Origin of the sequence: Nakamurella sp. (genome assembly GCF_048594475.1) — a bacterium.
GTDB lineage: Bacteria > Actinomycetota > Actinomycetes > Mycobacteriales > Nakamurellaceae > Nakamurella.
The window spans coordinates 1-11,921 of record NZ_JBMDXT010000565.1 but is presented as its reverse complement, the minus strand read 5'-3'; the positions used below and the strand labels follow the sequence as shown (position 1 = coordinate 11,921).

Annotated in this window: 13 protein-coding genes; 9 read left to right on the top strand and 4 right to left on the bottom strand. The window is 74.5% G+C overall.

Annotated elements, in window-relative coordinates:
• Positions 1 to 231, bottom strand: a 231-nt coding sequence (locus ACOJUF_RS25410) for a hypothetical protein (protein ID WP_420124590.1), incomplete at its 3' end; no start/stop codon positions are given.
• Between the two features lie 148 nt (positions 232 to 379).
• On the opposite strand from ACOJUF_RS25410, the gene glp reads away from it, so the two are divergent.
• Entirely contained in the window at positions 380 to 1,564 is a 1,185-nt protein-coding gene (glp, locus tag ACOJUF_RS25405; RefSeq protein ID WP_420124589.1) for a gephyrin-like molybdotransferase Glp, read from the top strand.
• Between the two features lie 41 nt (positions 1,565 to 1,605).
• On the opposite strand, the gene ACOJUF_RS25400 is transcribed toward glp, so the two are convergent.
• Entirely contained in the window at positions 1,606 to 2,619 is a 1,014-nt protein-coding gene (locus ACOJUF_RS25400; protein WP_420124588.1) for an endonuclease/exonuclease/phosphatase family protein, read from the bottom strand.
• Positions 2,620 to 2,687: 68 nt separating this feature from the next.
• Here ACOJUF_RS25400 and speB point away from each other — a divergent pair, with 68 nt between their 5' ends.
• From speB to ACOJUF_RS25375, 5 genes are all read left to right on the top strand, one after another.
• Positions 2,688 to 3,824, top strand: coding sequence for an agmatinase (gene speB / locus ACOJUF_RS25395; protein WP_420124587.1), 1,137 nt, complete (start codon positions 2,688 to 2,690; stop codon positions 3,822 to 3,824).
• A gap of 218 nt (positions 3,825 to 4,042) precedes the next feature.
• Positions 4,043 to 4,726, top strand: coding sequence for a hypothetical protein (locus ACOJUF_RS25390; protein ID WP_420124586.1), 684 nt, complete (start codon positions 4,043 to 4,045; stop codon positions 4,724 to 4,726).
• Positions 4,727 to 4,794: 68 nt separating this feature from the next.
• The gene (locus ACOJUF_RS25385; RefSeq protein WP_420124585.1) at positions 4,795 to 5,802 is read left to right on the top strand and encodes a TerC/Alx family metal homeostasis membrane protein; all 1,008 of its coding nucleotides are present in this window, start codon (positions 4,795 to 4,797) and stop codon (positions 5,800 to 5,802) included.
• Positions 5,803 to 5,855: 53 nt separating this feature from the next.
• Positions 5,856 to 6,116 (top strand): DUF6457 domain-containing protein, encoded by a 261-nt coding sequence (locus ACOJUF_RS25380; protein ID WP_420124584.1) that lies wholly within the window; start codon positions 5,856 to 5,858, stop codon positions 6,114 to 6,116.
• Entirely contained in the window at positions 6,116 to 6,379 is a 264-nt protein-coding gene (locus ACOJUF_RS25375) for a GlsB/YeaQ/YmgE family stress response membrane protein (RefSeq protein ID WP_420124583.1), read from the top strand. The genes ACOJUF_RS25380 and ACOJUF_RS25375 overlap by 1 nt, the downstream gene beginning before the upstream one ends.
• 9 nt (positions 6,380 to 6,388) lie before the next feature.
• Here ACOJUF_RS25375 and ACOJUF_RS25370 read toward each other — a convergent pair whose 3' ends face one another.
• Positions 6,389 to 6,787: a PPOX class F420-dependent oxidoreductase gene (locus tag ACOJUF_RS25370; RefSeq protein ID WP_420124582.1), complete on the bottom strand. Its 399-nt coding sequence runs from the start codon at positions 6,785 to 6,787 to the stop codon at positions 6,389 to 6,391.
• Between the two features lie 124 nt (positions 6,788 to 6,911).
• Here ACOJUF_RS25370 and ACOJUF_RS25365 point away from each other — a divergent pair, with 124 nt between their 5' ends.
• Together ACOJUF_RS25365 and ACOJUF_RS25360 are read left to right on the top strand one after the other, a co-directional pair.
• Positions 6,912 to 8,069 (top strand): cation:proton antiporter, encoded by a 1,158-nt coding sequence (locus ACOJUF_RS25365; protein WP_420124581.1) that lies wholly within the window; start codon positions 6,912 to 6,914, stop codon positions 8,067 to 8,069.
• A 266-nt stretch (positions 8,070 to 8,335) separates the two neighbouring features.
• Positions 8,336 to 9,178: a PhzF family phenazine biosynthesis protein gene (locus ACOJUF_RS25360; RefSeq protein WP_420124580.1), complete on the top strand. Its 843-nt coding sequence runs from the start codon at positions 8,336 to 8,338 to the stop codon at positions 9,176 to 9,178.
• Here ACOJUF_RS25360 and ACOJUF_RS25355 read toward each other — a convergent pair.
• Complete coding sequence (locus ACOJUF_RS25355) at positions 9,175 to 10,257, bottom strand: App1 family protein (RefSeq protein ID WP_420124579.1); 1,083 nt, start codon at positions 10,255 to 10,257, stop codon at positions 9,175 to 9,177. The genes ACOJUF_RS25360 and ACOJUF_RS25355 overlap by 4 nt on opposite strands.
• A gap of 180 nt (positions 10,258 to 10,437) precedes the next feature.
• Between ACOJUF_RS25355 and ACOJUF_RS25350 the strand changes: the two genes are divergently transcribed.
• The gene (locus ACOJUF_RS25350; RefSeq protein WP_420124578.1) at positions 10,438 to 11,850 is read left to right on the top strand and encodes an ethanolamine ammonia-lyase subunit EutB; all 1,413 of its coding nucleotides are present in this window, start codon (positions 10,438 to 10,440) and stop codon (positions 11,848 to 11,850) included.
• Positions 11,851 to 11,921: the final 71 nt, after the last annotated feature.

Below are 11,921 nucleotides of genomic sequence, written 5' to 3'. Positions count from 1 at the left end.
GTGGACGGCGTCGACGTGGTCGGCGACGGCGGCCGCGGGCGATCCGATCCGCGGCGGATCGAACCGGCCGTGGTGCACCCGATCGCCGGGTCCGGTGATCATCCAGTCGACGGGCCGGTACCGGCCGACCTCCGACAGATGCCGGACCAGGGCGGCGGCGGCACCGTCCGGCGTGTCGGTCACGGTGTCCAGTCCGGCCGTGCTGCAAAGTGAATACTGCACAGAAGTCATTCGCATCCTCCCCAACCGGCACGGCGGCAGCCCCGGCGCCCAGCAGACGGTACCCCAGCCCACCGTGCCCGCGTCCCCGAAAACGGGTGATATCTCAGAGGTTCTCGGTGACGGGATGCAATCCACCAGGTCGGGCAGGATGGGCCATATGCGCACCGTGGAACAACATGCCCAGGTCATCGCCGATCTGCTCCGTCCCACCACCGTGGCGCCCACCCCGCTGTCCGACGCCAGGGGCCGGGTGCTCGCCGCGGACCTGCGGGCGCCGCTGGATCTGCCCCCGTTCGCCAACTCGGCCATGGACGGCTACGCCGTCCGGCAGGCGGACCTGACCGGCTTCCCGATCACCCTGCCGGTCGAGCAGGACATCCCCGCCGGACGGACCGACGTCGCCCCGCTGACCCCCGGCACCGCGGCCCGCATCATGACCGGCGCCCCGCTGCCGCCGGGCGCCGACGTGATCGTCCAGGTCGAGCGCACCGACGGCGGCGCGGAACGGGTGCGCATCGACAGCGCGCCGGCGCCCGGCGTGCACATCCGGACCGTCGGCGAGGACGTGCGGCGGGGTGACGTGGTGCTCCCGGCCGGCACGGTCATCGGGGCGCCGCAGATCGGGGTGGCCGCCGCCCTCGGCCTGGCCACGCTGCCGCTGCGGCGCCCGCTGCGCGTGCTGGTGCTGTCCACCGGGACCGAGCTGGTGGCGCCCGGGCAGCCGCTGGCGCCCGGGCAGATCTACGAGTCGAACGCGCCGATGCTGGCCGCCGCACTGGCCGCGGCCGGCGCGGCGCCGACCATCGAGCACTTCGTCGCCGACGACGTTGCCGCCCTGCGGGCCGGCCTGGACCGGGCGAGCGACGGGCAGGACCTGATCGTCACCTCCGGCGGCGTCTCCGCCGGGGCGTACGAGGTGGTCAAGGACGCACTGACCGGTCAGGGCGTGGAGTTCGCCAAGGTCGCCATGCAGCCCGGGATGCCGCAGGGGGCCGGCCGCTACCGGGACGTGCCGATGGTGACGCTGCCGGGCAATCCGGTCAGCTCCTACGTCTCCTTCGAGGTGTTCCTCCGGCCCGCCATCCGGGCGGCGATGGGGCACCCGGACATCACCCGGCCGACGGTGCGGGTCCCGCTGAGCGGCCCGCTCGACTCGCCGGCCGGCAAGCGTCAGTTCCGGCGCGGCCAGCTGGACGCCGTGCGCGGCACGGTCGCGGCCTGGGGCGGCCCGGGGTCGCACCTGCTCGCCTGGCTGGCCGGGGCCGACTGCATGCTGGTCGTGCCCGAGGACGTCACCCACCTCGACGCCGGGGACGAGATCGAGGTCTGGTTGCTCGGCTGACGGAACCCGGCGGGGTCGCGCCCGGCGGGCCGGCCCGTCGCTCAGCCGGCCCGCAGGCCGACCAGCACCAGCCGGTGGTCGCTGCCGCCGGCGGCCAGCACCTGGTCGCTGACCGGCGTCAGGCCGCGGGCGAGCACGTGGTCGGGCCGGGTGAGCGGGAACGGGGCGGGCCAGGTGAAGCCGAAGCCGCCGGCCACCTGCTCCCGGGAGTCGGTGAGCCGGTCGGTCAACGGGGTCAGGGCCGGGTCGGTGGTGGCCGTGTTCAGGTCGCCCAGCACGAGTACCCGGCCGGCCGGGTCCGCCTGCACCAGGGCCGCCAGCTCGGTCACCGCCCGGTCCCGCGCCGCGGTGTCGCCGGGTCGCACGGACGGCAGGTGCACGGTGTAGACGGCGATGTCGCCGTCTACATGGTGCACGACGGTGCGGAACGCCCGCGCCCAGCTCAGGCCCAGCTCCAGCGGCTCGGGGTCGTCCATCGACCACTGCGACCACAGGCCGACGGTGCCGACGCGCGCGTGGTCGGGGTAGGCCGCGTCCAGGTTCGCGACGGCGCCGTCCGCGGCCGCGGTGATCTCCTGCGCCGCGACCAGCCCGGCCCCGGTGCCCAGCAGCCCGCGCACCGCTCCGGCCGGATCCGCGTTGCCGGCCCCGATGTTCTGGGTGGCGACGAGCAGATCGGCGCTGGCCGCGGTGCGCGCGGGCAGCAGCGCGGGCACGAAGGTGACCGCCCAGACCATGGCCGCGACCAGCACCGCGGCGCCGGCCCACCAGCTCCGCCGGATCACCGCCGCCGCGCCCAGCAGCACGATCGGGATCGCGGTCCAGGGCAGGAAACTCGTCCACGCCGCACCGGCGCCGTTCCAGGACGGGAGGTCCGGGGCGAACAGGATGCCCAGGGCCAGGAGCAGCGCCAGCACCGCCACGACGAGCCCGCGCACCGGCCGCCGCGGGCGCGTGGCCCCCCGGTCGGTCCGCCCCTCCCGCCCGCCGGCCTCCCCGCGGACAGCGGGCAGCCGGGTGGTGGTCGAAGATGAGGGCGTGCTGGTCGGGCTCACGGTGTGAGGACGCGCGGGCCCGGCAGGTGGTTGAGCGTGCAACATCATTGGTGACGAGAGGGATGTCGATGAGTGGCGGCAGCAAGCCGGTCGGGCCCGGCGAATCCGAGAACGACAACGAGGGCCTGCCCACGTTCAGCTCGCGCGACTGGGTGGCCACGGCCGCGGAGCTGGCGCAGCGCCGTCCGGACGTGGCCGTCGTCGGGGCGCCGATGGACATCAACACGACCTACCGCCCGGGCGCCCGCTTCGGCCCGAAGTACGTGCGGTCCAACGCCTACGACCCCGGGACCTATCACCTCGACCTGGGCCTGGACATCTTCGAGTGGCTGGACGTGGTGGACGCCGGCAACGCCTACTGCCCGCACGGGCAGTCGGCCCGGTCGCAGCGCAACATCGAGGCCAAGGTCACCGACGTGCTGCGGGCCGACGCCTTCCCGATGATCATCGGCGGCGACCACTCGATCACCTACCCGTGCGCGACCGCGGTGGCCCGCAAGTACGGGTGGGGCAAGGTCGGGCTGCTGCACTTCGACGCGCACGCCGACACCGCCGACTCCATCGAGGGCCACCTGCACTCGCACGGCACGCCGATGCGCCGGCTGATCGAGTCCGGCGCGATCCGCGGCCGCAACTTCGTCCAGGTCGGGCTGCGCGGCTACTGGCCGCCGCCGGAGGTCTTCGACTGGATGCGCGAGCAGGAGATGACCTGGCACCTGATGCACGACGTGTGGGACCGCGGGATGCGACCCGTCATCGCCGACGCCATCGCCCGGGCCGCCGACGGCTGCGACTGGCTCTACCTGTCGGTCGACATCGACGTGCTCGACCCCGGCTTCGCGCCGGGCACGGGCACCCCCGAGCCGGGCGGGATGAACCCGGCCGACCTGCTCCGCGCGGTGCGGCAGATCGCCCTGGAGACGCCGCTGGTGGCGATGGACGTGGTCGAGGTGTCGCCGCCGTACGACCACGCCGACAACACGGTCAACAACGCGCACCGGGTCATCCTGGAGGCCCTGGGCGCGCTGGCCACCAAGAAGCGGATCAAGCAGGGCGGACCGGTCACCCGGCCCGGCACCTCCCCCGACCCCGGCGTGCTGCGGTACCCGGTGGAGCCCGCCGAGTGGTCGCGACCCGGCGACGGGACCAACACCTACACCGACGAGGACGCCCATCTGCAGGGCCACCACCACGACCACGCCTGACCCGCACGCGGCGGGGACACCACCCCCCGGTGTGACCCGGCGCACCGCCGCCGCCCCGGTCCGTGTCCCCGCCGCCCCCGCCCACTGTGGCCGGTTCGCGTCCCGACGTCATGTCCCCTGACGTCGGGACAGGGGCCCGGCCGGGACCGGCGGGCGCCGGTGGTGTCACCACAGCTGGGGACTTGGCGGCCCGACGCCGGCCGGATTGGCTGGCCGCCATGAGCACCGACCCGCCCGGATCCGATCCGCCGCTGCGGCTGGCCGCGGTCGACGACCACCCCTTCGTCCTCAAGGGCATCCTGTGGACGGTCCGCGAGTACGCGCCGTGGATCGAGCCGATCTGCACCGCGACGAGCGTGGCGGACCTGCTGGCCGGCGGCGGCGGGACGGCCGACGTCGTCCTGCTCGACCTGGACCTGGGCGGGGCCGCGGCCGAGGCCGACCCGTCGGCGAACGTGCGGGCCATCCGGGAGGCCGGCCCGCAGGTGCTCATCCTGACCGCCGAGGAGCGGCCCGTCCCGGTGCGCCGGGCGATCGCGGCCGGCGCGGTCGGGCTGGTGCTCAAGTCCGATCCCGAGCACCTGCTGATCGACGCCCTGCGGGTGGCCCGCACCGGCGAGCTCGCCGTGTCCAGCCGGCTGGCCCATGCCCTGCTCACCGACGACGACCTGATCGGGCACCTGGCGCCCCGGGAGATCCAGGTGTTCGAGCTGCTGGCGCAGGGCATCGGCCGGGCCGACATCGGCCGGCTGATGGACCCGCCGGCGGCCACCTCGACCGTCGACACCTACCTCAAGCGGGCCGCCCGCACCTACCGTTCGCTGGGCCGCCCGACCTACAACGCCTACGAGACGCTGCAGCACGTCATCCGCGACGGGCACGTCGACGGACCGGGGAACTGATCGCCGGTCGCGGAGGTTGATCGGGCACCCCGACCCCGGACCCAGGTCCCCGACTGCGGAGCGTCGCCGTGCTCGAGATCAGCACTCTGTGGTGGGTGATCACCGTCGTGGTGATCGTCGGCCTGCTCGCCTTCGACCTGATCCTGGCCGCGGCCCGGCCGCACGCGGTCGGGTTCCGGGAGGCGGTCGGCTGGTCGGTGTTCTACATCCTGATCGCGGTCGGGTTCGGCCTGGCGTTCATGTGGTACGCGGGGGCCGACTTCGGCGCGCAGTACTTCGCCGGCTACATCGTCGAGAAGAGCCTGTCGGTCGACAACCTCTTCGTCTTCGTCATCATCATGACGACGTTCGCGGTGCCCGAGGCCCACCAGCACAAGGTGCTCACGTTCGGCATCATCATTGCGCTGATCCTGCGGGCCGTGTTCATCGTCGTCGGCGCCGCGCTGCTCGACCTGTTCGCCGTCATGTTCCTGCTGTTCGGCCTGCTGCTGATCTTCACCGCGATCCAGCTGTACCGGCACCGCGACCAGGACCCGGACGTGCAGGAGAACGGCCTGGTCAAGCTGACCCGCAGGGTCATCCCGGTGAGCACCGAGTACGACGGCGGGCGGCTGTTCACCCGGCTGGACGGCCGGAAGGTGGCCACCCCGCTGTTCATCGTGCTGATCGCGATCGGCAGCACCGATCTGCTGTTCGCCCTCGACTCCATCCCGGCGGTGTTCGGCGTGACCGCCGAGCCGTACATCGTGTTCGTCGCCAACGCCTTCGCGCTGCTCGGGCTGCGGGCGCTGTTCTTCCTCGTCAAGGGCCTGCTCGACCGCCTGATCTACCTGTCGACCGGGTTGGCGGTCATCCTGGCGTTCATCGGGGTCAAGCTGGTGCTGCACTGGGCGCACGGCATCTGGCCGGGCGTGCCGACGGTGTCCACCGCGGTGTCGCTGATCGTCATCGTCGTCGTCCTGACGGTGACCACGGTGGCCTCGCTGGTCAGGACCCGGCAGGACCCGACGCTCAAGGCCCATCCCGGCTCGTTGCGCGCGCACCCGCCCCGGGACGAGCAGGCGGGCGCCCGCTGAACCAGGGTGATCCCTGATCACCGGGACCGGCGCGGCCGGATACCGTCGGCACCATGAGCACCCTCGACGACTGGATCACCCGGGCCGGGGCCGCCCTGGACCTGCCGGCGGACGCGATCCCGCCCGAGCGCCGCGACGCGCTGCTCGACCTGACCCGGGACGTGGCGCACGGCGTGGCGCGGATCGCCGGGCCGCTGACCTGCTACCTCGTCGGCATCGCCGTCGGAAGCGGGGCCGACCCGGCCGAGGCGCTGGCCCGGGTCAGCGCGCTGGCCCCACCGGCCGAGGCCCCGTCGGCCCCGCAGGAGCAGTGATGGGCTGGTTCTCCTGGATCATCTTCGGCGCCCTGGCCGGCTGGATCGCCTCCCTGGTGGTCGGCGACAAGCGGGGCTGCTTCATCAACATCCTGGTCGGCATCCTGGGTGCGGTGCTGGCCGGCTTCATCTACCAGGCATCCACCGGCCGGGCCTGGCGGTTCGACTGGGACTGGGCCAGCTTCGGCGTCGCCTGTCTGGGCGCGGTCGGCCTGCTGCTGATCATCAACCTGATCACCGGGGCCGGCCGCAGCCGCCGCTGACGCCGGGGCTCAGCCCTGGACGGCCCGGGTGGGGGTGACCGCGATGACGACCCGCTCGTCGCGGACCATGGCCGCCCGGTAGTCCGCCCAGTCCGGGTGCTCGCCGCGGATCGCCCGGTACACCTCGTCCAGCAGCTCCAGGGCGGCCGGCTGCTCGACGATCTCGGCGGTGCCGTCGACCTGCACCCAGCCGCCGTAGAACTCCTCCCGGAGCACCAGCAGCGACACCACGGGGTCCCGACGGATGTTGCGCACCTTGGCCAGCATGGATCGGCTGGAGATGCAGATCCGGCCGCCCACGACGCCGGCGTTGACCGCCGACATCTGGGGGCTGCCGTCACGACGCCGGGTCGACAGCACCGTGCGGTCATGGGTCCGGACGAAGTCGAGCGCAGCCGCGATTTCCACGCCGACTATCGTCGCCGATCAAGTGGCGCGGCGCCCGGTACGACCGTGACCGCCCGGGCCGCTCCCGGCGGGTCGGGAGGGTCCGGGCGCGGGACGGGTCCGGGCGCGGGACGGGAGGACGGGCGTGGACTTCGGCACGCTGGCGCTCATCGTCGCCGCCGGGCTGCTCGGCCCGCTGCTCGCCGCCCGCCGCAGCTGGCACGTCCCGGTGGTGGTCGGGGCCCTGCTGGCCGGCGTGCTGCTGGGCCGCACCGGGCTACAGCTGCTGGACACCACCGACCCCACCTTCACCTTCCTGGCCGACATCGGGTTCGCCCTGGTCATGTTCGTCGCCGGCTCGCACGTGCCGATCCGCGATCCGCGGCTGCGCCAGGGCATCGGGCTCGGCCTGGCCCGCGCCGTGCTGGTCGGGATCGTCGCGACAGCGGCCGGCCTGGGGCTGGCCGCCCTGTTCGGCACCGGCAACGGCGCGATCTACGCCGTGCTGATGGCCTCCTCGTCGGCGGCCATCGTGCTGCCGATCGTCGACTCGCTCGGGCTCACCGGCCCGCCCGTGCTGCAGCTGCTGCCCCAGGTGGCGGTGGCCGATGCCGCCTGCATCGTGGCCCTGCCCCTGGTCATCGACCCGGCCCGGGCCGGCCGGGCGGCGATCGGCGCGCTGGCCGTCGTCGCCTTCGCGATCGTGGTCTTCGCGCTGCTGTGGTGGGGCGAACGGTCGGGGCTGCGGCGTCGCGTGCACCGGATCTCCGAGGACCGCAAGTTCGCGCTCGAGCTGCGGCTGAGCCTGCTCGCCCTGTTCGCGCTGGCCGCCGTGGCGACCTGGTCGCACGTGTCGATCATGCTGGCCGGGTTCGCGCTCGGTCTGGCGGTGGCCGCGATCGGCGAACCCCGCCGGCTGGCCCGCCAGCTGTTCGCGATCAGCGACGGCTTCTTCGCGCCGCTGTTCTTCGTCTGGCTCGGCGCCTCGCTGGCTGTCCGCGACCTCGGCGAGCGCCCGGGCCTGATCCTGCTCGGCGTGCTGCTCGGCGTGGGGGCGCCGATCGTGCACCTGGCCGGTGTGCCGACCGGTCAACCGGTGTCGATGGCGGCGCTGTCCTGCGCGCAGATGGGCGTGCCGGTCGCCGCGGCCACGCTCGCCACGCAACTCGGACTGCTGGGTCCGGGTGAGGCGCCGGCCATGATCCTCGGCGCCCTCATCACCATCGGCGTCACCGTGCTGGCCGGCGCCGCCGCGGCTCGCCGTCAGGCCCGCGAACCGGCGGTCACACCCCCGGCCGGCTGATCCGGCCCGCCCGTCCCACGGCTCGTGCGGCGTCGACGCCGTTCGGCTCGACTCGGCTCTGCGAACCATCGTCAGGGCCGCCGGCGGCGGCCGCGTTCGACCGCGGACCATCCGCCGGCCCCACCGACCATCCGCACACCCACCCCGGCCCGGACCTCTTCCATCCGCCCCGAGCCCGAGCCCGACCCGAGCCGGTCGAACGTCGGCGGGCGGCCGGCACCCGGGGCGCGCTGTGCCGGACGGCCGGCCCGTGATGGACTGCCCGGATGACCACGCCCCGCGTCCGCGCCTTCGCCCAGGTCGACGTGTTCAGCGAGGAGCCGCTGCGGGGCAACCCGGTGGCCGTGGTGCTGGACGCCACGGGCCTGGCCGACGAGACGATGGCCGCCTTCGCCCGCTGGACCAACCTGTCCGAGACGACGTTCCTGTTCCCCGGCGGTCCGGACGCCGACTACCGGTGGCGGGTGTTCACCCCCGAGCGCGAGCTGCCGTTCGCCGGGCACCCGACGCTCGGGTCGGTCCACGCCTGGCTCGAGCACGGCGGGACACCGCGCACGGCCGGGCGGGTGATCCAGGACTGCGCCGCCGGCCTCGTCGAGCTGCGGGTGACCGGCGGGCGGGTCGCGTTCGCCGCTCCGCCCACGGTGCGGACCGGCCCGGTCGAGGAGGAGCTGCTGGCGCCGGTCGCCCACTGCCTGGGCGTCGAGCGGGCGGAGATCCTCGACCACCAGTGGGTGGACAACGGCCCCGGCTGGCTCGCCGTCCGGCTCGCCTCCGCCGACCGGGTCCTGGCGCTGGAGCCCGACTTCGGCACCCGCCCGGACCTGATGGTCGGGGTCATCGGCGATCACCCGGCCGGGTCACCGCACCGGTACGAGATTCGCGGCTTCGCGGTCGGCGTCGGCGTCGCCGAGGACCCGGTCACCGGCAGCCTCAACGCCTCCGTCGCCCAGTGGCTGATCCGCACCGGCCAGGCCCCGACGGCCTACACCGCGACCCAGGGCGCTCGGCTGAGCCGGGCCGGGGTCGTCCACATCGAGGCGGACGGCCCGGCCGTCTGGGTCGGCGGGGCCTGCACCACCGTGGTCCGGGGCACCGTCACGCTCTAAGGGGTGGCGCCGAATCGGCGGGACCGGGCGAGCGGCGGTCGATGTCGCAGGAGCCCGACCGTGCGGAGCCGGTCGGCCAGCCCGTCCCCGTCCCGCGCCGCCACCACCGGCACCGGCGCCGCGGTCGGCCGGTGCACCGTCGGGGTCGTCGTCAGCGCCTGCTGGGTGGCGGTGAGCCGGCGGATGGCGATCCCCAGCACCCGGTCCGGGCGCTCCACGGCGAACCCGTCGTAGATCTCCGGGTCGTGCTGCCCGTCGTCGCCGACGAGCAGCCAGCGGACGTCGGGCAGGTCCTGCGCCAGCCGGCGTAGCGACGCCTCCTTGTGCCGGCGGCCCGACCGCACCCACCCGGTGTTCGTCGGACCCCAGTCGGTGAGCAGCAGCGGCCCGTCCGGGAACCCGTGCCGGGCCAGGAAACGGGTCAGCGTCGGGGCCACGTTCCACGCCCCGGTCGACAGGTAGACGACCGGTGCGCCGGGATGCTCGGCCAGCACGGTCCGGTACAGCGTGGCCATCCCCCGCACCGCCACCCGCGCCGACTCGCGCAGTACGAGCGTGTTCCAGGCGGCCAGCAGCGGCCGCGGCAGGTGGGTGATCATCGCCGTGTCGTCGATGTCGCTCACCATGCCGACCGTGGGCCCGTCCGCGACGACCAGCACCCGTAGCTCGCCCGGCCGGCCGTGGTCCACCTCGATCGGCAGCTCGCGCCACCCCGGGGCGAACGCCGCGCCGGGCGGGGCGTCGATCACCGCGTCGACGTAGCCGCGGCGGTGGCCGCCCAGGTGAGGGGGGCGCCCGTCGCCGAGGCCGCGCACCCGGGCGTCCGGCACCGGGGTGGTCTGGAACCGGCGCCAGCCCCGGGTGGCGCGCTGCCGGGCCTCGGCGGTGCGCGTGTTCTCGGGCGGGCCCGCCGGCGGGGCGAGCAGGATGCGGGCCAGCACCCGCAGCCGGCGGGTCGAGCCGTACCCGGTGTACGGCACGATCCGTGGCGCCCAGCCGCGCCGCCGGAACAGCCGGTTGCGGACCGCGTTGACGACGTCGTCGATCCGGGCCGCGACGTGGCGCTCGGGGGAATCCATCGGTCGAACCTGCCGCACCCGGCCCGGGCGCGCACGCTGGCGGTCCGCCCCGCACCCGGGTGACGGCACCCGCACCGTGCGGACGCGGGCGCAGGATGATGGTGAAGGTTCCGCCACCGGCACCCACCGGCGCCGGCGGCGGGCCGGCGACCACTGCTGGAATCCGGGAGGGCAGACGGCGTGACGATCTACCGGCAGACCTTGGCCGGCCACCACTACGAGTTCGCCGGCCTGGTCGACCTGCTCGCCCGGGCCACCCCGCAGCGGTCGGGCGACGAGCTGGCCGGATGCGCGGCCCACAGTGATGCCGAGCGGGCCGCGGCCCAGTGGGTGTTGGCCGACGTCGAGCTGACCACCTTCCTCGAGCAGCCGGTGTGTCCGTACGAGACCGACGACGTGACCCGGCTGATCCTGGACCGGCACGACCGGGCCGCGTTCGCGCCGATCGCGGCCCTGACGGTCGGCGAGTTCCGGGACCGGCTGCTGTCGATCGCCGCCGGCCCGGGCGCCGCCGGCGAGCGCGCCGGGCGCGCCGGCGGGCTGACCCCGGAGGTGGTCGCCGCGGGGAGCAAGCTCCTGCGGAACGCCGACCTTATGACGGTGGCCAAGGCGGCACGGGTGACCACCGGGTTCCGCAGCACGATCGGGTTGCCCGGCCGGCTGGCCACCCGGCTGCAGCCCAACCATCCCACCGACGACGCCCGCGGGGTCGCCGCGGCGGTGCTGGACGGGCTGCTGCTCGGCTCCGGGGACGCGGTCATCGGCATCAACCCGGCCACCGACTCGCCGGCCGCGGTCACCGAGCTACTGCACCTGCTGGACGACATCCGCGTCCGCTTCGACATCCCCACCCAGTCCTGCGTGCTCACCCACGTCACCACGACCATCGACCTGATCGGCCGCGGCGCCCCGGTCGACCTGGTGTTCCAGTCGATCGCCGGCACCCAGGGCGGCAACGCTTCGTTCGGGGTGGAGCTGGAGATGCTGGCCGACGCCCGGGCGGCCGCCCTGGCGCTGCGGCGCGGCACCGTGGGCGAGAACGTCATGTACTTCGAAACCGGCCAGGGCTCGGCCCTGTCGGCCGGCGCCCACCTGGGCACCGGCGGCCGGCCGGTCGACCAGCAGACGCTCGAGGCCCGGGCCTACGGCGTCGCCCGGGCGTTCGACCCGCTGCTGGTGAACACGGTCGTCGGATTCATCGGCCCGGAGTACCTGTACGACGGCAAGCAGATCATCCGGGCGGGCCTGGAGGACTACTTCTGCGGCAAGCTGCTCGGCCTGCCGATGGGCGTCGACGTCTGCTACACCAACCACGCCGAGGCCGACCAGGACGACATGGACAGCCTGCTGGTGCTGCTCGCCGCGGCCGGGGTGGCGTTCGTCATCGCCGTTCCGGGGGCCGACGACGTCATGCTCGGCTACCAGAGTCTGGCCTTCCACGACGTGCTCGCCGCCCGCGCCCTGCTCGGCCTGCGCCCCGCGCCGGAGTTCCAGGCCTGGCTCGACGCGGTCGGTCTGGCCGACGGGCAGGGCCGGATCCGGCCGGTCGACCCGGCCGGGTCGGCGCTGCGGCCGCTGACGGTGGCCCGGTGAGCGGGCCCGGCCGCGACGCCCGGGACCACCCGGACCAGGGCCGCGACGATCGCCGGACCGGGGCCGGGCCG

What these genes read in the sequence shown, in the direction of transcription:
- glp (WP_420124589.1), top strand. Translation starts at nt 380, where the DNA reads ATGCGCACCGTGGAACAACATGCCCAGGTCATCGCCGATCTGCTCCGT.
- speB (WP_420124587.1), top strand. Translation starts at nt 2,688, where the DNA reads ATGAGTGGCGGCAGCAAGCCGGTCGGGCCCGGCGAATCCGAGAACGAC.
- ACOJUF_RS25390 (WP_420124586.1), top strand. Translation starts at nt 4,043, where the DNA reads ATGAGCACCGACCCGCCCGGATCCGATCCGCCGCTGCGGCTGGCCGCG.
- ACOJUF_RS25380 (WP_420124584.1), top strand. Translation starts at nt 5,856, where the DNA reads ATGAGCACCCTCGACGACTGGATCACCCGGGCCGGGGCCGCCCTGGAC.
- ACOJUF_RS25375 (WP_420124583.1), top strand. Translation starts at nt 6,116, where the DNA reads ATGGGCTGGTTCTCCTGGATCATCTTCGGCGCCCTGGCCGGCTGGATC.
- ACOJUF_RS25360 (WP_420124580.1), top strand. Translation starts at nt 8,336, where the DNA reads ATGACCACGCCCCGCGTCCGCGCCTTCGCCCAGGTCGACGTGTTCAGC.
- ACOJUF_RS25355 (WP_420124579.1), bottom strand. Translation starts at nt 10,257, where the DNA reads ATGGATTCCCCCGAGCGCCACGTCGCGGCCCGGATCGACGACGTCGTC.